18 protein-coding genes and 2 tRNA genes are annotated in these 20,121 nt (G+C 42.4%); 19 read left to right on the top strand and 1 reads right to left on the bottom strand.

Annotation, left to right across the window (positions count from 1 at the left end):
* Positions 1–24: 24 nt before the first annotated feature.
* The 5 genes from PHH40_02205 to PHH40_02185 all read left to right on the top strand — a co-directional run bounded on the left by PHH40_02205 (position 25) and on the right by PHH40_02185 (position 4,768).
* Positions 25–2,325 (top strand): AAA family ATPase, encoded by a 2,301-nt coding sequence (locus PHH40_02205; GenBank protein ID MDD2766560.1) that lies wholly within the window; start codon positions 25–27, stop codon positions 2,323–2,325.
* Between the two features lie 141 nt (positions 2,326–2,466).
* Complete coding sequence (gene rpsP / locus PHH40_02200; GenBank protein ID MDD2766559.1) at positions 2,467–2,880, top strand: 30S ribosomal protein S16; 414 nt, start codon at positions 2,467–2,469, stop codon at positions 2,878–2,880.
* A gap of 197 nt (positions 2,881–3,077) precedes the next feature.
* On the top strand, positions 3,078–3,599 hold the full coding sequence (gene rplJ / locus PHH40_02195) for a 50S ribosomal protein L10 (GenBank protein ID MDD2766558.1): 522 nt from the start codon (positions 3,078–3,080) through the stop codon (positions 3,597–3,599).
* 36 nt (positions 3,600–3,635) lie between these two features.
* The gene (gene rplL, locus PHH40_02190) at positions 3,636–4,037 is read left to right on the top strand and encodes a 50S ribosomal protein L7/L12 (GenBank protein ID MDD2766557.1); all 402 of its coding nucleotides are present in this window, start codon (positions 3,636–3,638) and stop codon (positions 4,035–4,037) included.
* 89 nt (positions 4,038–4,126) lie between these two features.
* The gene (locus tag PHH40_02185) at positions 4,127–4,768 is read left to right on the top strand and encodes a VTT domain-containing protein (protein ID MDD2766556.1); all 642 of its coding nucleotides are present in this window, start codon (positions 4,127–4,129) and stop codon (positions 4,766–4,768) included.
* Between the two features lie 270 nt (positions 4,769–5,038).
* Here the strand turns inward: PHH40_02185 and PHH40_02180 are convergent, their stop codons facing one another.
* Positions 5,039–5,842, bottom strand: coding sequence for a hypothetical protein (locus PHH40_02180; GenBank protein ID MDD2766555.1), 804 nt, complete (start codon positions 5,840–5,842; stop codon positions 5,039–5,041).
* A gap of 112 nt (positions 5,843–5,954) precedes the next feature.
* On the opposite strand from PHH40_02180, the gene PHH40_02175 reads away from it, so the two are divergent.
* From PHH40_02175 to PHH40_02110, 14 genes are all read left to right on the top strand, one after another.
* Entirely contained in the window at positions 5,955–7,217 is a 1,263-nt protein-coding gene (locus PHH40_02175) for an aminoacetone oxidase family FAD-binding enzyme (GenBank protein MDD2766554.1), read from the top strand.
* 102 nt (positions 7,218–7,319) lie between these two features.
* Positions 7,320–8,414 (top strand): rod shape-determining protein, encoded by a 1,095-nt coding sequence (locus PHH40_02170; GenBank protein ID MDD2766553.1) that lies wholly within the window; start codon positions 7,320–7,322, stop codon positions 8,412–8,414.
* Between the two features lie 23 nt (positions 8,415–8,437).
* Positions 8,438–9,256 (top strand): rod shape-determining protein MreC, encoded by an 819-nt coding sequence (gene mreC, locus PHH40_02165; GenBank protein ID MDD2766552.1) that lies wholly within the window; start codon positions 8,438–8,440, stop codon positions 9,254–9,256.
* 3 nt (positions 9,257–9,259) lie between these two features.
* Complete coding sequence (locus PHH40_02160; protein ID MDD2766551.1) at positions 9,260–9,796, top strand: hypothetical protein; 537 nt, start codon at positions 9,260–9,262, stop codon at positions 9,794–9,796.
* Between the two features lie 13 nt (positions 9,797–9,809).
* Complete coding sequence (gene mrdA, locus PHH40_02155; GenBank protein ID MDD2766550.1) at positions 9,810–11,705, top strand: penicillin-binding protein 2; 1,896 nt, start codon at positions 9,810–9,812, stop codon at positions 11,703–11,705.
* Between the two features lie 292 nt (positions 11,706–11,997).
* Positions 11,998–12,453 carry a transcription elongation factor GreA gene (gene greA, locus PHH40_02150; GenBank protein MDD2766549.1) on the top strand — a complete coding sequence of 152 codons (456 nt, stop codon included), beginning with the start codon at positions 11,998–12,000 and terminating at the stop codon, positions 12,451–12,453.
* Between the two features lie 104 nt (positions 12,454–12,557).
* Positions 12,558–14,021, top strand: coding sequence for a lysine--tRNA ligase (lysS, locus tag PHH40_02145; protein MDD2766548.1), 1,464 nt, complete (start codon positions 12,558–12,560; stop codon positions 14,019–14,021).
* A gap of 41 nt (positions 14,022–14,062) precedes the next feature.
* A tRNA-Val gene (locus PHH40_02140) sits at positions 14,063–14,136 on the top strand.
* Between the two features lie 182 nt (positions 14,137–14,318).
* Positions 14,319–15,647, top strand: coding sequence for a serine--tRNA ligase (serS, locus tag PHH40_02135; GenBank protein MDD2766547.1), 1,329 nt, complete (start codon positions 14,319–14,321; stop codon positions 15,645–15,647).
* A 330-nt stretch (positions 15,648–15,977) separates the two neighbouring features.
* Positions 15,978–16,053, top strand: a tRNA-Lys gene (locus PHH40_02130).
* Positions 16,054–16,379: 326 nt separating this feature from the next.
* Positions 16,380–17,531 carry a hypothetical protein gene (locus PHH40_02125; protein ID MDD2766546.1) on the top strand — a complete coding sequence of 384 codons (1,152 nt, stop codon included), beginning with the start codon at positions 16,380–16,382 and terminating at the stop codon, positions 17,529–17,531.
* Between the two features lie 21 nt (positions 17,532–17,552).
* Positions 17,553–18,110, top strand: coding sequence for a ribosome recycling factor (frr, locus tag PHH40_02120; protein MDD2766545.1), 558 nt, complete (start codon positions 17,553–17,555; stop codon positions 18,108–18,110).
* Positions 18,111–18,151: 41 nt separating this feature from the next.
* The gene (gene rseP / locus PHH40_02115) at positions 18,152–19,303 is read left to right on the top strand and encodes an RIP metalloprotease RseP (GenBank protein MDD2766544.1); all 1,152 of its coding nucleotides are present in this window, start codon (positions 18,152–18,154) and stop codon (positions 19,301–19,303) included.
* Positions 19,304–19,431: 128 nt separating this feature from the next.
* Positions 19,432–20,070, top strand: coding sequence for a hypothetical protein (locus PHH40_02110; GenBank protein ID MDD2766543.1), 639 nt, complete (start codon positions 19,432–19,434; stop codon positions 20,068–20,070).
* The last annotated feature ends 51 nt before the right edge of the window (positions 20,071–20,121 follow it).

The following is a 20,121-nucleotide window of genomic DNA, read 5'->3' as shown; positions in this document are numbered from 1 at the left end:
AATTTAAAATTTGAAATTGTATCAATGTATCTCAAGAAACTTGAAATGAGCGGATTCAAATCCTTTGCCAATAAGACGGCATTGGATTTTTTGCCTGACTGCGACATCGTACAGAATACCAAATGTGGCATCACGGCTATCGTCGGACCAAACGGTTCTGGTAAATCAAACGTCGCTGATGCTATTCGTTGGGCCATCGGAGAACAGTCGCTCAAGAACCTCCGTGGGAAAAAATCAGAAGACGTCATTTTTGCAGGAACCGATAAGAAAGCCCGACTCGGTACCGCCTCTGTTACTCTGTATTTCGACAACTCTGATAAAAAAATCCCGGTAGAGTTTGCTGAAGTATCGATCACTCGAAAAATATATCGGAGTGGAGAAAGCGAATATCTCATCAATGGTGCGCGTGTGCGTCTCCTCGACATCGTCGATCTCCTCGCCAAAGCGGGAATCGGCAAAGACAGCTACTGTGTCATCACTCAGGGTATGTCCGATGCCGTGCTGAATGCTACTCCGACTGAACGACGCTCGATATTCGAGGACGCAGCGGGCGTGAAACAGTATCAGATAGAGAAAGAGCGGGCACTCCGAAAATTGGAAAGTACACGAGAGAATCTCGTCCGTGTCGATAGTCTCCTTCTCGAAATAGAACCACATTTGAAAAATCTCCGTCGTCAGGCAGAGAAGGCTTCACAAGGGAAAGACATCGCCGAAAAACTCCGTTCCAAACAATTCCTCCTCTATAGTTTTCTCTGGAATAATTTTCAGAAAGAACGAGGTACTCTCCTCTCAGAACGTGACGGTATGCAGAAGCAAGTATTCGATCTCGATGTAGAGACCAATACGTTGTCGCGCGAGGTCGCTCAGGCTGGAGAACAAATGGGGGATCAGACAGAAGAAGAGACGATCAATCGAGAGATGATGACACTCCGAGATGAGTCCAATACACTGCTCCGAGACAGGAGTATTCTTGATGGAAAAATCGAAATCGAAAAAGAGAAACAGAAATCGGAAGAAGTGATCCGTGTCATCCCTGTCGATCTGAATTATGTGAAAAAAGCACTTGATGAAATCCGTACGCATCAAGAAGAACTTATCAAACGTATCCAGAATGTAGAGAAACTTGAAGACCTGCAAGACATTCGTGAATTCGCGCAGGTTATCAAGCAGAAGCTCTATGACCTCCAAGAGAAGGCGGGTGTAGGCAGTGTCAAAGAAAAGAAAATCATCACGCTTCCAGAAGCAGAGAAAAAAATCAGCGATGAAAAAATCGCGACGTTTACGAAGGAAAAAGAATCTCTCAACAAGCGTTCAGAAATCCTTCTCCAGTCATTGAATGAAAAAGAATCTGTTCTCTGTGCGATGCAGGAACGTACTCGTGTCGGGAGAGAGACGTTCTTCTTGAAAGAAAAAGAATGGCGTCAGAAAGAATATCTCTTGACTCGTCTCAAAGATCAATTAAATGAAGTAAAAGTTCGCTTGGCTCGTGTCGAAGTACGCGAAGAAGATATCACGAACCTCGTTCGAGAAGAGCTCGGCATCCCTGTTACAGAACTCCGTTATGACAATACTCCAGTCGAGCGTGAGCGTATGGAACACGAGATTTCTCGCCTCAAAGTAGAGGTGGAACATATCGGCACGATCGATCCGCTTATCGTCGAAGAATATCAGGAAACAGAAAAACGTTTCGAATTTTTGACCCGTGAATCGACTGATCTCAAGCAAGCAGGAGAATCTCTCCGTGCAGTCACCAAAGAAATGGAACAGAAAATCGACAAAGAATTCCACGATGCTTTCAAAGAAATCAAGAAAAAATTTGAAGAATATTTCAAAATCATTTTTGGTGGAGGAAAAGCGGAAATCGAAATTGTGAAAATCCCTTCTCGTCGTCGAGAAAGTGATGAGAGTGAGAATGCTTCAGAAGATATGTCCGAAGAAGGAATTTCGACGCCATACGAACTCGGTATCGAGATTTTTGCGTGCCCACCAGGAAAGAAAATCACCAACCTCTCGATGCTCTCTGGAGGGGAACGATCACTCACTTCGCTCGCACTCCTCTTTGCTATCATCTCTCACAATCCACCACCATTTGCTGTCCTCGATGAAGTAGAGGCCGCTCTCGATGAAGCCAACTCTAGACGATTCAGCTCGATGCTCGGCGGACTCTCGCTCGATACTCAGTTCATCGCTATTACTCACAACCGCGAGACAATGTCACAGGCTGGTATCATCTACGGCGTTACGATGGGCGCTGATGGCGTCTCCCAGCTTCTCTCTATCCGCCTCGACCAGATTACAAACAGTGAGATTGCTAAATTATCGTAAAAACTGAGTTTTATTGAGCCATTGATGAAGAGAAGGATTGAAAAATGAAGAAAAATCCCAATGGTTTGGTTGACAGGGTTTGAAAAATGCGGTAGAGTGGAACCTGTATAGAAACTCTATCTTAATTTTTGTATATCCGTTATGTTAGTAATACGTCTCAATCGCACAGGAAAGAAGAATCAGGCTCAGTTTCGTGTTGTTCTTCAAGAACATACCAAGGCTCCAGGAAAGCGTCATATCGAAATCCTCGGAAGCTACAATCCTCATCAGAAAACGACTATCTTGAAGAAAGAACGAATCCTCTATTGGATCGGACAAGGAGCTCAAGTATCTCCTGCTGTGCACAACACACTCGTTCGTGAAGGAGTGATCGAAGCCAAGAAAATCGCCAAGAAAATGCCTCGTCCAGTTGTGAAAGAAGTACCAGTTGTCGAAGCTCCTGCCGAAGCTACTCCAGTCGTAGAAGAGACTCCTGTTGCTACTGAAACGGTTGCCGAAACCCCTGTTGCTACTCCAGAAGTCGTCACTCCAGTAGAACCAGAAGCAAAGGCGTAGTCTTGACTGATCACGATAATTCCTGTAGTATAAGAGTACAATCAAATATCCGTAGACCTAAGGTGTGACGTGTAACACATAAATCCTTACGAGGAACGTTCTCGATGATGTTTTAAAAGATAGCATCAAGAATGATTGGAAAGATGTTTTTTCAATTCTACGGCCATAAACCGTAGATTTTTTTATCATAAAACTGTATGCAAACGAAACAACAGAAAGAAATCCTCATTACTGAGGTGTCGAACAAAATCAAAGAATCGAAAGCTTTGGTTTTCGCAAACTTCAAAGGCGTATCAGTGAAGAACGTCTCTGCAGTACGCAAAGAACTGAATGCAAATGGTTCTGGTTGGCAAGTGCTCAAGAAGACACTGCTCAATCTCGCACTCAAAGAAGCTGGTGTGGTAGTGGATGTACGGAAGCTCGATGGTCAGATCGGTGTCGCATTCTCTTCTGATGAAGTGACCGCTGCCAAAGTCCTCGCCGCATTTGCCAAGGCCAACAGAGATATTCCTTTCACTATTGAAGGTGGATCGCTCGGGATCAAGGAATTGTCGATAGAAGAGGTCAAGGCTCTCGCCAAATTGCCAAGCAGAGACGAGATGCGAGCACAGTTGGTCGGTACTCTCCAAGCTCCAATATCAAGTTTCGTACGAGTGTTGAATGGCAATTTGAATGGACTGGTGCGAGTACTCAAGGCTATTGAAGAAAAGAAAGCGTAATATTTTTTGTTAATATAAGTAATATAATATAATCATATGACAGAAGAAAAGAAAGAAGTGGTAGTGCCAGCAAAGTTCGAAAAACTCGTTGCTGAAATTGAGAAGATGAGCGTGCTCGATCTCTCAGAACTCGTCAAAGTTCTCGAAGACAAGTTTGGTGTCTCTGCTGCTGCTCCTATGATGATGGGTGCTGCTCCAGTCGCTGAAGCTGCTGCTGCAGAAGAGAAGAGCGAATTCGATGTTGAATTGACTGCTGCTGGTGCACAGAAAATCAACGTGATCAAAGCTGTTCGTGAAATCACTGGTCTCGGACTCAAAGAAGCCAAGGATTTGGTAGATGCTGCTCCAAAAGCTATCAAAGAAAAAGTTTCCAAAGCTGATGCTGAAACCATCAAGAAGAAACTCGAAGAAGCTGGTGCAACCGTAACATTGAAATAGTCATTGTTTGTCTCTTGTTTCAAAAACCTCGACCTCGTGTCGGGGTTTTTCTTTTGTCTTTTTCTCGGGTATAATGAATGAGTAATTTTATGAATATTGCTTGTATGGATTTTATCCAGACGTTTGTCGATGGTGTTTTCCGAGGCGATCTCATCGGTCTTATCAAAGCCGTCGGTTATACCGGACTTTTCGGTATTGTTTTTGCGGAAACTGGTCTTTTCTTGGGATTTTTCCTCCCAGGGGACAGTCTGCTCTTTGTCGCTGGATTCCTCACTGCGGGTGGTTTCTTTTCGCTCCCCGTACTCTTGATTGGATTGTTTCTTTCTGCGGTACTTGGCAATATGCTCGGTTATGAATTTGGTAGACGCATCGGACCGAAAATCTTCAGTCGAGAAGATTCGCTCATTTTCAAAAAAGCACACGCCCTCAAAGCACAATATTTTTACGAACAGCACGGGCCCAAGATGATTCTTCTTGCACGATTTATGCCGATTGTGAGAACGTTCGCACCGATCATCGCTGGCGTAGCAAATATGAAATACTCGGTCTTTTTTCTCTACAATGTTATCGGGGCATTCCTCTGGGTAATTGGTTTGGTACTCCTGGGCTATTTCCTCGGGAATGTGATCGATGTCGACAAATATCTCTTGCCAATCATTCTTGTGATTATTTCCCTCTCGTTTTTGCCAGCCATCACAGCATATATCCGAGAAAAACGGAGACAGGAATAGTTATATTTGTATTATTCTTCTCAAAAGAATTTTTCATCATCCTTTCCACTCTGACTGAGCAAGAGCTCTCAGATCGAAAAAAGAAGCTAAGAGTGTGTTGATTGGAGGCTTCTTTTTTCGTTTTACTGAGAGCTCTTGTGAGAGGTGGAACGATGATGAAAAATTGGCTTTTAAGAAGAATATAGAGAGTTCTGTAATAAAATTCTGCAACTATAAAAAATCCCTTCTCTGAGAGAGGGGATTTTTACTACGAAGATTATACTTCTCGTTTTAAAAAAGAAAACGTGTGAAGACAATAATATAGAGGAGGACGAGTACCCAGAAACTACCGATGAAGAATCGTCTCCCACGAGCGTGAAGTACGGGATCCATGGAAATTTCTTTGGTTTTCCAACCGAAATCCTGGAAGAGGAAAATCGATTCATAGATTCGTATGAGGACGACCCAAACGATGAAAAGTGTTGTGAGGAGATTGACGGCTGGTAACCAGGTGAAAACAAGTTCTTTCGAGACAGGGAGGTCTTCTACGAACCATCTCATCCAACTCTCCCATTTGAGAAACACGACATGAACGAGGGTGAGTATGACGACAATACGGAGACCAAACCGTTGCCAGAACCACCACCGACCCGCCCCGATCAATTCGATGGCTTTTTTGAAAGAGATGATGAAAAGAAAAAAGAGAAAGAATGCCCCGACGAGAGCGGAAAAAAATTCCAATGACAAGAAATCAATATATTCGCTCGGATACCTCTTGGGGAGAAAGAAATAGGAAATGATACCATGAGAAAGTGCGATGAATGCCCCGACGATACCTATTTCTTTGCGACAGCCGATAAATGTATCGAATCGATTGAAATAACGTGTAATAGGTCCGAAAAGAAATGAGAGAGCAATGATCATCATGCCGACATTAGCCAGGATCTTGTTCGGCATATACATCACATCTATACCGGCCGGAGCATCAATCATAAATCCGCGACGAATGAAGAGATACACACCGAGAAAGATAGTGAGAAACAATGCGGTGGCAAATGCGATGATATAATCATTGAAACTGGATGGCTTGTGCATAGAGTTGAATAGTTTTTTATAGTATTCAGTATACACTTTTTTCGCTTGACGGACCAGTACGGTTGTGGGAATATGTGGTGTATCTCATGCAATGATCTGGAGTAGTAATATTATGGAATACGATGTGATAGTAATCGGAGGTGGACCGGCTGGTATGATGGCTGCTGGACGAGCTGCACAGTGTGGTGCACGTGTTTTGCTTTTGGAGAAGAATTCCTCGCTTGGTCAGAAACTTCTCATCACTGGTGGTGGGCGTTGTAATGTAACCAATGCGGAGTTCGACATTCATCTTTTTCTTGCGAAATTCAAAGGTTCTGCAAAGTTTCTCTATTCTCCTTTCGCACAATTTGGCGTAGAGAAAACACTCGATTTTTTCCATTCCTATGATATGCCGACGAAAATCGAAGCAGAAAAACGAGTCTTCCCAGTAACGGATAAATCCCAATCTGTCTTTGATGTGCTCACGAAATATATGACAGAGGGGAATGTCGAGATGCATCTCGGTGTCACAGTAACGGGATTTGCTATGGGTGATGGAATAATAGAAGGTGTACTTCTTGGAAATGGCGAATGTCTCCGGGCGCATGCATATATCCTCGCGACTGGAGGAAAATCTCATCCGGAAACAGGATCGACAGGTGATGGATTTACGTGGCTCAGGGAAATAGGACATACCATCATCGAATCACAAGCAATATTGGTACCCGTTATTACGAAAGAAAAATGGGTACATGATCTGTCAGGAGTGAGTCTCGCCGAGGCAAAACTCTCTTTCTTTCAGAATGATGCATCAGGAAAAAGAAAAAAAATATTACCTCAAAAGATAGGAAAAATATTGTTCACACATTTCGGATTGAGCGGACCGCTCGTCCTCAATATGAGTAAATCCATCAGCGAGTTCCTGCAATACGGACCAGTCACTCTTGCTCTCGACCTCTTGCCACAGATGGACTATGGAATGATCGATAAAAAACTGCAAGAAATATTTGAAGAAAATAAAAATAAAAAGATCAAGAATGTTCTCGATGAAATCATTCCTACATCTTTCGTTCCTGCGCTTCTGGAACGTGCGAAGATAGATGGAGAAAAAGCAGTGAATGCTCTGAGTCGAGAAGAACGGTTTTCTCTCGGTCGTGGAGCAAAAGAAATGTCGATGACAGTTACGGGACTTTTGGGTGCAGAGAAAGCAATTGTGACGAGCGGAGGCGTTGCTCTCTCGGAAGTAGATTTTCGGACGATGCGTTCCCGTCTCTATCCAAATCTGTATTGTGTCGGTGACATATTGAACATCGATCGTCCTTCGGGAGGATATAGCCTCCAGCTCTGCTGGACTACGGGATATGTCGCCGGTACTTCTCTAAAAAAACACCTTTAGAAACTGTGTAAAAAACACCAAAAAACTGTTTTTTTGAGAATACTGGAGTATTTCGGAGAAATGATATAGAATGGGGAATACCCTATTTTATTCTCTTTTTTTATGTTTCAATTTGATCGTTTTTTCAAGAATTTTCAGAAAACAGTTATTGATCGTTTTTTCAGTCATTTGACTCAAGATATCGGTATTGACCTCGGTACAGCCAATATTTTGGTCTATGTCAAAGGGAAAGGTATCATGATCAACGAGCCGTCTGTAGTAGCAGTGAATCAGCGCACAGGACAGATTCTTGCTATTGGACGTGAAGCCAAGAAGATGGTAGGAAAAACACCAAGCCATATTGTTGCCACACGTCCTCTTGTTGATGGCGTCGTGAGTGATTTCGAAGTGACTCAGCAGATGCTTCGTTATTTCATCAACAAAGTAACAGCTGAAAACTTTTCTTTTCTGCGTCGACCACGAGTACTGATTGGTATACCGTCAGGAGTGACGCAAGTAGAAAAGCGTGCTGTTATTGAGGCGGGACTGAATGCAGGCGCTCGTCAGGTATTTCTCATAGATGAACCTATGGCAGCAGCCATCGGCGCTCGTCTCCCAGTGATCAACGCTACAGGAAATATGGTAGTAGATATCGGTGGTGGGACAACAGAAATCGCAGTGATTTCATTGGGAGGTGTTGTGCTCTCACGGAGTCTCCGTATCGCAGGAGATGAGATGAATGAAGATATCGTCAGATACAGTCGTGATGAATTCAATATTTTGATCGGCGAGAAAACTGCTGAAGAAGTGAAGATTGCTATTGGTAATGCGTATCCACAACAGGAACGATTGACGTTTCCTCTCCGTGGTCGCGATCTCGTTTCTGGATTACCAAAAGAGGTGATTGCTACAGACGAACATATCAGAGAAGCTCTTTCTCGATCGACACGTATCATCGTCAATAGTATCAAAACGATTGTTGAAGAAACTCCTCCAGAGTTGCTCTCAGACATCATGTATCGAGGCATCATTCTTGCAGGAGGAGGGAGCCTTATCAAAGGTCTTGATAAACTTATCGCCAATCAAACGGGTATTCCTGTGCGTCTCATGGAAGATCCTCTGACCGCAGTGGTGCGTGGTACGGGTATTGTTCTTGATGATATGGAACATTTGCAGGAAGTGCTTGTCGAAGAATCCGAAAACAGGCCAATCGGATAGTATCAGTTTTTTGATTATGTCTTATGATCGTACAGAGAAAATTTACTGAAACAAAGTTTTTTCGAGCATTGATTCTGTTTTGTATAGTATGGGTCTCTGTTGAAATGAGTCCGGCATGGATATTTGCTCCTGTACAGAGTGTGGTAATGACAGTAATCTATCCTGTACAGAAAGTATTTTCGGTGATGGCTTTTGAATTCAGTGCTCTCTATACTTTTTTTGGCTCCATCGGTGAACTCAAAGATGAGAATATACGCCTCGAGAAAGAGCGTCTATCGTTAGTAGTAGAGAATGCACAATATGCTGATGTACAGAGAGAAAATGATGAGTTACGAAAAGAAATAGGATTACTCCCGAGAGAGAAATTTGATCTTCGCGCAGCCACAGTGATTGGTCGAGACGTCTCTGGTATGGGAAATTGGATCTCTATTGATAAGGGCGCAAATACTGGCATGAAAGAAGGAATGTCCGTTATTGTCGACAAGGGTATATTTGTTGGGAGAATAGTAGAAGTATTTCCAGCCAGTGCACGAGTGATGCTTCTCTCGAATGGAGAGAGTCTTATTAGCGGTGTCTCTGTCGAAAGTGAAGCAAAAGGAATTGTGAAGGGAGAATATGGACTCGGTCTTATACTCGATATGGTGTTGCAAAAGGATACTATCAAAGTCGGTGATACTATCATCACATCAGGACTCGGTGGTGATGTGCCAAGAGGATTGGTGATAGGGACCTTGCAGAATATTCATCTCTCGAGCGACAAGCTATTTCAAAAAGCAACGATTGTACCTCCTCTTCGATTTGATCAAATGCGATATGTCTTTGTTATACAGAATGTCTTTTAACATATGAGACTTTTTTTCTTTCGACTTTTATTCATTCTCGCACTTGTTTCTTTTCAGATTTCTTTTTTTGATATTTTGTTCCCGTGGATGACGGTCCCAATAGCGATTTTTGTCGCCCTTATTGTTTGGTCTCTTCTGATACCTTTCCCGCAGGTTTTTATGCGAGTGATACCGACGACTATGCTACTTGATATTATTTCTTCTGGCACACCAGGTATTTTCTCGCTGTATGCTATTTGTCTCGTTTATGCGACAAGTTTCCTCTCACGACGACTCTCTATCGAACAGAGCACTATCGGTATTACTCTTTCCCTTGCCCTCTCTGCCTCTGCTCTTGTGGGATTTAGAATATTTTCTTTTCTGTTTTCTGGAAAAGAATATTTTACAATTGATTTTTTTCTTTCGTTCCTTTTTTCGAAAGACGTATTGTTTTCTATGCTCCTCTGCATCCCGACATTTCTTGTTGTCTCTTCAATCATCACTCGATTTGAACGATATATGACCCTTCTTTCCACAAGAGAATTTTCAAGAATAAAATAATAGTTTTTTCTCTATGCCACTTTTTATCAACAGAAATGAATACAAAATACAGAAACATGGAATGGAAATAGACGATGCCGTTTTGACGATTACGGAAGGTGATGCTGACAAAATCGAATGGCCACTCAATCGTTCTCTTCTGACGTTTTTTTGGTTTCTTATCATTTTTGTTTTTATTGGTTTTGGAGGACGTGTTTTCTATCTCAATGTTATCAAAGGGGCAGAATATCAGGGAATCGCTGAAAACAACAGTCTACGAAAAATCGTCATACCTGCTCCTCGTGGTATCATCTATGATCGTTTTGGAAAACAGCTCGTATCAAATATTCCGAGTATGGACATCGTACTGATTCCTCTCGATATACCGAAAGATCAGGTAGAACAGGAGAGAATCAAAAGTGTGCTTCTTGCAACTTTTTCTCTCGATCACGCAGTGCTGGATGACATTTTTCAGAAACTGGATCGACGATCTCTCGAACCAATCATTTTGAAGGAACAAATAGATCAAGAAGAAACGATTTTGTTTTTGAGTCGAGCCCGAGAACTTCCAGGTATCAATCTCTACAAAACAACCAAACGACAATATGCAGACAGTCTCATTTTCTCTCATATCCTCGGGTACGAAGGAAAAATTCGGAAAGAAGATCTGATTTCGCATCCGGGGTATCTCGTGACAGATTCTCTTGGTAAACAAGGTATTGAAAAAAGTTATGAGACCTCGCTTCATGGCACTAACGGATTTCAGCAAGCCGAAGTAGATTCTCTGGGTCATATCAAGAAGGAACTTGGAATAGTCCAGCCTCTTTTAGGGAGTGACCTCATTCTCAATATTGATGCAGAATTACAGAAAAAGATTTTTGATGATCTGCAAACATGGCTCGAAAAGAAAAATTTGAAACAAGCTGCTGTGATTGCTATGGATCCAAGAGATGGCGCTGTTCGTGCTCTTGTTAGTTTCCCGAGTTATGACAATAATCTTTTTGTAGGAGGGATCTCATCCAAAGAATACAAAATGCTTATCGATGACCCCGCTCTCCCGTTGTTTAACCGTGCGATTTCGGGAGAGTATCCTCCTGGATCGACGATCAAGCCCGTGGTCGCTGCTGCTGCCCTGAAAGAAGGTGTCGTCAATGAACACAGAGAAATAGAAAGTCGTGGAGGTATCAGTATTGGAAAATTTTTCTTCGGTGATTGGAGAGTCAACGGTTTTACCGATATCAGAAGAGCGATTGCTGTCTCAAGCGACGTTTTCTTTTATGCGATCGGTGGTGGATATGGAGGAGTATCTGGTCTCGGAATGGATCGGATGAAAAAATATGAAAACCTTTTTGGGTATGGAAGCAAGACAAATATCGATATACCAGGTGAGGCTGACGGATTCATTCCTGATCCACAATGGAAGAAAGATGTTATCGGTGAACGTTGGTATATTGGTGATGACTATCATGCTTCTATTGGTCAGGGATTTATTACCGCCACTCCTCTCCAAATACTCAACTCTATCTCTGCGATTGCAAATAATGGTACGTTGTATGTACCGAAGGTTGTCGCTCAGATACGTTCTGCTAATGGTGTTGTGACCCCTATTCTTCCAGAAATAGTGCGAAAAGATTTTATGGATACGAATATTTTACGCATTGTTCGTGAAGGAATGAGGAAGACGGTCACAGAGGGAACTGCTCAGTCACTTCAGACTTTGCCGATAGAGGTTGCTGGCAAAACAGGGACAGCGCAATTCGGTAATGAGGAAAAAACACACGGATGGTTTGTGTCATTTGCTCCATTTGAACAGCCGACACTGTCGATGATTGTCCTTGTAGAGGGACAGGGAGAAGAAGGGTACAATGCAGTACCTCTGACCCAATCAGTCTATGATTGGTATTTTTCTCAATCTAATTCGCATGAATAATGCTTATATTGAGCCTAAAAATAGCATTCATCACGATTTGTATTGTCACTTGCGAAGAGAAAGATGGGATTGACCACATCGCTCGCGAGCGACGTGGTTGACATTTATTTCATTTTTGATACTATATATAAACTCTGTACCATCTTCTCTCCTCATGGAAAGAAGTTTTTGTTACACAAGGCAATACACAACGAAGAAGAATGTCTATTGTTGAGAGGAGAGAAAGAAGATGATTCGAAAGAATATTCTTCGTTCAAAAAATAAACTTTTATTTATTGTAAGGATATATACTATGGCAAGGATTTTTACTGAAGAAGGTCTGAAAAAATTGAATACGGAACTTGATGAGCGCAAACTCAAAATTCGTCATGAAATTGCTACTGCTATCAAAGAAGCGAAAGAGCAGGGTGATCTCTCTGAAAACGCAGAATACAGTGAAGCAAAACATAGTCAGAATGAAAATGAGGCTCGTATTGCAGAGCTTGAAGCAATGCTCAAGGATTCTATCGTGACCAAAAAGCAGAAAAGCTCCTCTACGGTTGGCATTGGTTCAAAAATAGAGGTCAAGGTAAGTAGTAAGACTCTTTTTTTCGAGATAGTCGGTTCCAATGAAGTTGATCCGGCAAACGGTAAAATTTCCAACGAATCTCCTCTCGGGAAAGAATTTATCGGAAAAGAGAAAGGGGATACGATAGAAGTAAAGGTCCCAGCAGGTGTGATCAGTTACAAGATTATCTCCATCGAATAATGTGTATGCCCGAGAGAAATCTCGGGTTTTTGTTTCTTGTCTTTTCCTTTGTATTGGGGTAGAATGTCTTTGTAATACACACATTGGTTCAAAACCATTTTCTTATGCGTGAAGATATTGTTGCGACAAAAAAAGAGAAACTGACTCAATTGATAAAATCATTCGGTACCGCATATCCGGAGACAGTATTTCGCACTCATACGAGTCAGGAGATAGTTGATCAGTTTGAGAGTCTCTCAAATACCGAACAAAAAGTATCGGTAGTGGGACGCGTGCGGTCACTTCGTGTGATGGGAAAAATCGCTTTTTGTCATCTCGAAGATGGTTTCGGACAAGTACAAGGATTCTTTTCTCTCGAAACTCTCGGAGAAGATATGTTTCAGCTGTTCAAGAAATCAGTAGAAATGGGAGATTTTTTGTCTGTAACAGGCACAGTTTTTTTGACGAAACAAAATGAGAAAAGTGTGCGTGTCGAATCATGGCAAATGCTCTCGAAATCACTTCGTCCCATCCCGACAGAATTTTATGGATTGAAAGATGAAGAAGAGCTTCTCCGTCGTCGTTATCTCGATTTGCTCGCAAACCAAGAGACGAGAGATCTTTTTGTGAAGAAAAATATTTTTTGGCAAACAATTCGTACAACACTCGCCGAGGAGAAATTCCTCGAGGTGCAGACACCCGTACTCGAACACATCCCAGGAGGCGCAGAAGCAGAACCATTCATCACTCATCACAACGCTCTCGATCAAGATTTCTATTTGCGTATCTCTCTCGAATTGGCTCTAAAACGATTGCTCGTCGGTGGGTATGAGCGAGTATTCGAGATCGGACGAGTTTTCCGTAATGAGGGTATTGACCGAGAACACTTGCAAGAATTCGATCACATGGAGTTTTATGCCGCCTATATGAATATGGAACAGGGGATGGCACTGACAGAGAAGCTATATCAAAACGTCGCTCGTGCCGTGTGTGGTGACACGATGCAATCGACGCATGAAGGTAACGTAATTGATTGGAGTAAACCCTTTCCTCGAGTGGATTATTTTACGGAGTTTCAGAAAGAAACAGGCCTCGACCTTTCCTCAGATATCAGCCTCGAGACACTCCGAGAAAAAGCGGATGAACTTCATATCAAATACGAACCATCAGCTGGCAAAGGTCGAATGATTGATACGATCTACAAGAAAACGGTGCGACAGAAATTGATCCAGCCGTGTTTCCTCGTGGGTCAGCCGATAGAAGTTTCACCGCTTGCCAAGAAAGATCCAAGTGATCCGAGAAAGGCACTTCGTTTTCAGCCAGTAGTGGTGAAGAGTGAGGTGGGAAACGGTTTTGCAGAACTGAATGATCCAATCGATCAACGTCTACGATTTGAAGAACAGATGAAGCTCCGTGATGCTGGTGATGCCGAAGGTATGATGTTTGATGAAGACTTCCTTCAGGCACTGGAATATGGTATGCCTCCGGCGTGTGGTTTTGGTTTGAGCGAGCGATTGTTTGCCATTCTTATGGATCGTTCTGTACGAGAGACCGTTATTTTTCCTCCAGTGAAAACAAAAGAAGAATAAAAAAAGGTTATAGCTCAGGCTTGCCCCGTTAGAATTGTGGAGGACAACTAGCTCAGTTGGTTAGAGCATTGCATTCACATTGCAGGGGTCACTGGTTCGAATCCAGTGTTGTCCACAATTCTAACGGGGTGAGGTTTAGAGTATTGCATTCACACCTGTCTGCCGACAGGCAGGTTGCTCAGGGGTCACTAGTTCGCCCCGCATGCGCGGGGCGTCCGATGAATATCGGACGAGTCCAAGTGCGACCACCTATTCATTTGAAATCTAAAAAGCTAATGAAGCTAAGAAGCTAAAAATATGCTCGATATTCAATTCATCAAAAATAATAGAGAAGAAGTAGAGAAAGCGATTCAAGCGAAACACAGCTCACTTGATCTGACGGTACTTCTCGCGAAATCAGAAGAGCGAGTACTTCTTATCCAAGATATTGAAGAATTAAAATCACTCAAGAATGATATCAATGATCTGATTCATCAAGCAAAATCAGAAGAGGAGCGTGTCGAAATCATTGCCAAAGGAAAAGATATCAAGATGAAACTCGATGAGAAAGAGCCTCTCTTTGAAGAAGTGAAGAAAGAATATGATGAGCTCATGGCACAGGTGCCAAATATTATTTCAGGAGATACACCGATCGGAACGAGTGAGGAACAGAATGTCGAAACCTTCAATTCTGGAGCAGTGCCTACATTTGATTTTATCCCACGTACACATATAGAACTCGGTATGATGCTCGATATTATCGACTTTGAGCGCGGAACGAAAGTGTCTGGGTATCGTGGATATTATCTGAAGAATGAAGGCATGCTTCTTGTGATGGGACTCATGATGTATGCTGTGCAAAAACTCGTTTCCAAGGGATACACACCAATGATTCCCCCAACACTCGTGAAAGGATTCCCTCTTTTTGGCAGTGGATATTTCAAGGGCGCACAGTATGATGGTGCTATTGATGAGATTTATCAGGTGGCGACCTCAGACAAGGAGGCTGATGGGAGCCTTGCTAAAGAAGAAAAATTTTTGGTAGGCACTGCCGAGCCATCGCTTCTCGCATACTATTCCGGAGAAGTCTTGGAGGAAAAAAATCTCCCAGTCAAATTTGCTGGTTTCAGTCAGTGTTACCGTAGTGAAATCGGGAGTTATGGCAAGGATACCAAAGGAATGTATCGCGTGCACGAGTTTATGAAAGTAGAACAAGTAGTTATTACTACCGCCGATATGTCATCTGTCGATGCTTTGCAGGATGAAATGATAGCGATCTCCGAAGAAATGCATCAGGAACTCGGCCTGCCATATCGTAAGATACAAATCTGTAGTGGTGATATGAGTGCTGGGAAATATCGAGCATTTGATCTCGAAGCCTGGATGCCGGGAATGAATCGCTATGGTGAGACAGGTTCTGCATCCAATTTTCTTGATTGGCAGTCTCGTCGTCTCAATGTGAAATACAAAGATGCTACGACAGGGGAACGAAAATACGCTTTTATGCTCAATAACACTGCGCTTCCGAGTCCGCGTATTCTCATCGCTATCCTCGAAAATTATCAGAATGCCGACGGGAGTGTTTCTGTTCCAGAAGTCCTGCAACCATTTGTTGGAAAAGCAGTGATAGAAGCGAAGAAAGGGTGATAATTGTTTCTCCAATCCCATTTTGAAGTATAAATTCTTTGTAGTGGATCTGGCCAATTTATCAAAAGAATTTTTTCAACATCCTTTCCACACTGACTGAGCAAGAGCTCTCAGATCGAAAAAAGAAGCTAAGAGTGTGTTGATTGGAGGCTTCTTTTTTCGTTTTACTGAGAGCTCTTGTGAGCCTGCCTGTCGGCAGACAGGAGGTGGAACGATGATGAAAAATTGGCTTTTGATGATTTGGCAATAAGATGAAAGGATCTCTTGTTGACGATAAAGATTTTCCTTGTTACAATCGTATTGCGTTTTATAGAACGTCTTTTTATGAATGGGTGCGTAGCTCAGTCGGTAGAGCAGTGGCCTTTTAAGCCAACGGTCGAGGGTTCGATTCCCCCCGCACCCACCAACACATATCAAACTCTTTCATCAGGAGTTTGATTTTTTTTGAGACTTTTTTCTTATAGGGGAATCGAAGGGCGTGAGTAGAATGTGAGCGAGCGAGCATTCTGTGTGTAGCGCCCCGGCTCTGAGTCGGAGCGATGAGGATTCCCCCCGCACCCACCAACACATATCAAACTCTTTCATCAGGAGTTTGATTTTTTTTGAGAAAATACGTCTGAGAGAAAATATGCTATACTGAATGGGTATTATCTTTCTCTTTATATTATGAAAAAAAGGATTTTTGGAGTGCTTATAAGTTCAATATTTTTGTCTGGTTGTTCGCTTCCGAGTATGAATAGACCAGCTCCGAATACCAATACTGAGCCTGTCGTCACAGAGGATAGTGCGTTTGTCACCAAAGCCCTTCCAGGGAGTCTCTGGAAGACAGAGGATGGAGGAAAAAACTTTGTTCCCAAATCACAGATTGATGAGAAAACAAGTATCACGAAATCTGATATCCTTTCTATCGCCTATCATCCACGACAACCAGGGACAATCTATGTGAGTTCTGTCGATAATGGTATTTTCAAAACAGAAAATAATGGTGAGCAATGGATGAACATTCCTTTTCCTCCGAAGAGAATCTATAGTTTCATTCTCGATAAGAATGACCCTGATAATCGAATGTTTGCTTCTGGTATGGTCAATGATTGGGGGAAGATATTTCGTACAGACGATGGAGGTACGACATGGAAAGATGTCTATACTGAACCAGGACAACAGACCGCGGTCACTGCTCTTTCTCAGCATTTTCGTGATCGAAACGTCATCTTTGCTGGAACGGCAGCTGGAACAGTGGTGAAGAGTGTGGATAGTGGAGAGACCTGGAAGAATGTCGGAAACGCTATCAACGGTTTGGTAGCAGATATCGCTTTTGATGCAGAACAAAACTTCACGACATATCTGCTCGTTTTTGGGAAAACACTCTATTATTCTTCCGATGGAGGTATCAAGTGGAATGATTGGGAAGATCTGAAACGAAAAGAAGTAGATGTTCTCCAAGAAAAAATGCGTAAAGCACAAATAAGTGATAATAAAGCAGAAGTGACGCGATTACAGAAGCAGATATCCACCTTGAATGAACGTAATCAGAAAAATAAAGTTCCGAGTGGTATTGTTTCTATCATGCCCGATCCGACACGATCAGGTGTCATTTATGCTGGTACGAGCAGAGGATTTTTCCGCAGTACAACGTTCGGGAAATATTGGGACGAAATCAATATTATTGAAAGTGCAAAAAAGTTTTCAATTCGTTCGATTGCTGTCAATCCGAAGAATTCGAAAGAAATTGTCTTTGTTGCAGGAAAAGCATTCTATAAATCTGTCGACGATGGAGCAACATGGATGACGACAGGACTCAATGTCGATCGAGGAGCATCGTTTGTCACATACGATCCATTTGATTCGCAGTATTTATTTCTGGGTCTTCGTAATTTCAAATAATTATTTTTTATCCATATAACTATGATCAAAGAATTGATTGCTGTGGAAATACCGAATTTCGAAAATGCTGTCGAACATTTTGCTAATGAATCATCCAAGATCCGCACCGGCAGAGCTCAGCCGAGTCTCGTCGAAAATCTGATGGTGGATTATTATGGTACAAAGACACCTCTCAAGCAAATAGCAAATATTATGATACCAGAGGCGAGACAAATCCTCATTCAGCCGTGGGACAAAGGAAGTTTGGCACTGATTGAGGCTGCTTTCCGTGAGTCTGATCTCGGACTCAATCCAAATAACGATGGCGTCGCCCTCCGTATCACCCTTCCTGCACTCACCGAAGATCGTCGTCATGATTTTGTCAAAACGCTCAACGCCAAAGCCGAAGAAGGTCGTATTGCTATCCGTACCGTTCGTGAGGGTATCTGGAAAGATATCCAGGATAAAGAAAAATCTGGTGAAATATCTGAGGATGATAAATTTCAAGGAAAAGATGAATTACAGAAAGTGGTGGATGAATATAATCAGAAACTCGAAGACATCCGTGAGAAAAAAGAGAAAGACATACTCACAGTATAATTTTAAAATATAAATTTCAAATTTTTTTAATTAATTTATTTATGCTTACCGCCCTCATTTTTCTCGTTGTACTCGGATCTCTCGTGCTTGTTCATGAACTTGGTCATTTCATTGTGGCTCGTCGTAATGGTATCAAAGCTGATGAGTTTGGTTTCGGTTTCCCTCCACGGATGTTTGGAGTAGTGAAGGATGATGCCACAGGACGCTACAAAATAATTTGGGGAAGCAAGGAAGTGGAGAGCCCTCATACCGTCTACTCTTTCAATTGGCTACCGCTTGGTGGTTTTGTGAAAATCAAGGGCGAAGATGGTCAGAATCAAGAACAAGACAGTTTTGGTTCCAAGCCAGCATGGATACGCGTGAAGGTACTTGGCGCAGGAGTTTTCATGAACTTTGTTCTTGCGTGGGTACTGATTTCTATCGTGTTTATGCTCGGATCGGCACAGCCTATCGATCCTTCAGATCGTACGCAATATCCGGATGCTAAAATTCAGATTCTTGAAGTAAAGAAAGGGACACCAGCAGAAGCAATGGGACTCCAACTCGGAGATGAAGTACTTTCGATTGCAGGGGAGCATATCTCATCGCTTGCGCAAGTGACTGATATCATCCAAAAAAATAAAGGAAAAAATATTGAGATGACGATCAATCGTCTCGGTACAGATATGACTCTTTCAGGAACGCCTCGGACGGATTACCCTCCTACCGAAGGGAGTCTCGGTATTTCTTTTTCAGAAACAGCAGTCATTGCTTATCCGTGGTACCTCGCTTTCTGGCACGGACTTGAAGCAACATACAATATAACCGTCGCTATCTTGCAGGCGTTTGGTACAATGATAGCGGGACTTTTCGGTGAGCAGACGGGTGCTCCAGTTGATGTGACTGGTCCAGTAGGTATCGTATATCTGACGAAACAGATGAGCGATCTCGGTATTTCTTACCTACTCCAGTTTGCAGCGCTTCTCTCTATCAATCTCGGTATTATAAACATCCTGCCTATTCCTGCTCTCGATGGCGGACGAATACTTTTTGTTCTCATCGAAAAATTGAAAGGAACGCCTGTGAGTCGTCGGACAGAAGGGATGATTCATCAAGTGGGATTTATTCTCCTCCTCCTTCTTATGCTCTTCATCACTATCAAAGATTTCTCCAACTTTCGTATTTTAGAGAAAATTGGTGCTCTTTTCTCGTAGAAGTCATCTGAAGAATACCTTTATTGATGCAATAAACCCTTTAGCAGAGGGTTTATTTGTTTTATAGACTTGACATTTTCGATATTTCTTGGTACAATAAGCAGTTATTAAAAGATATATTTCATAGTATGAATTTTCTTCGAAAAAAAGGATTGTGGACACTTGTCAAAGAAAGCCTCTCTCGAGGGTTGTTTCTTGGTACACTTTTTGCTTTGGTTGGCATTGTTGGAACATTTGTTTTGCAGGCCCCATATCAATCGAGTGCCGATTTTATGATTTCATCGACACAGGACGGTCAGGATTATTATACTGCGACACGTTCCGCGGAATATATGAGTCGTGTCTTAGGCGAGATTTTGTATGCTGAAAGTTTCATCGATGCAGTCGTTGAGACAGGAGGCATTGATGCAAATCTCTTGCCAAAAGATAAGAAAAATCGTCTCGAAAAATGGTCCAAAATGCTTGAAGTGAAGAAAAATCCAGAACTTGGTTTTATGAAGGTTGTTCTTTCGGGATCGAGTGAACGCGAAGTTTCCAGAGTATCTCAAGCAATTACGATTGTTCTTACGGAAAAAAGTGAGAGTCTTTTCGGAGTTGGTAGTGACAAGGTGAGTGTGAGGTTACTTTCTGGACCGATCATTGAGGCCAATCCTTCAGCATATAAACTTTCTCTTATTGCCCTTGTTGGACTCGTACTTGGATTCTTTCTTACTCTTACTGTGCGTCTCATCGAAGAAGAATTTCGTTCTGGAAATTCTCTTCAGTAAATGGAATATGTCATGCTGTTTTTGAAATAAGAAATCAAAAGCAGTTGAGAT

This window comes from Candidatus Moraniibacteriota bacterium, assembly GCA_028688415.1.
Taxonomy (GTDB): domain Bacteria; phylum Patescibacteriota; class Minisyncoccia; order Moranbacterales; family UBA1568; genus UBA1568.
The sequence above is the reverse complement of the archived record's forward strand: the minus strand, read 5'-3'. Positions and strand labels throughout refer to the sequence as shown.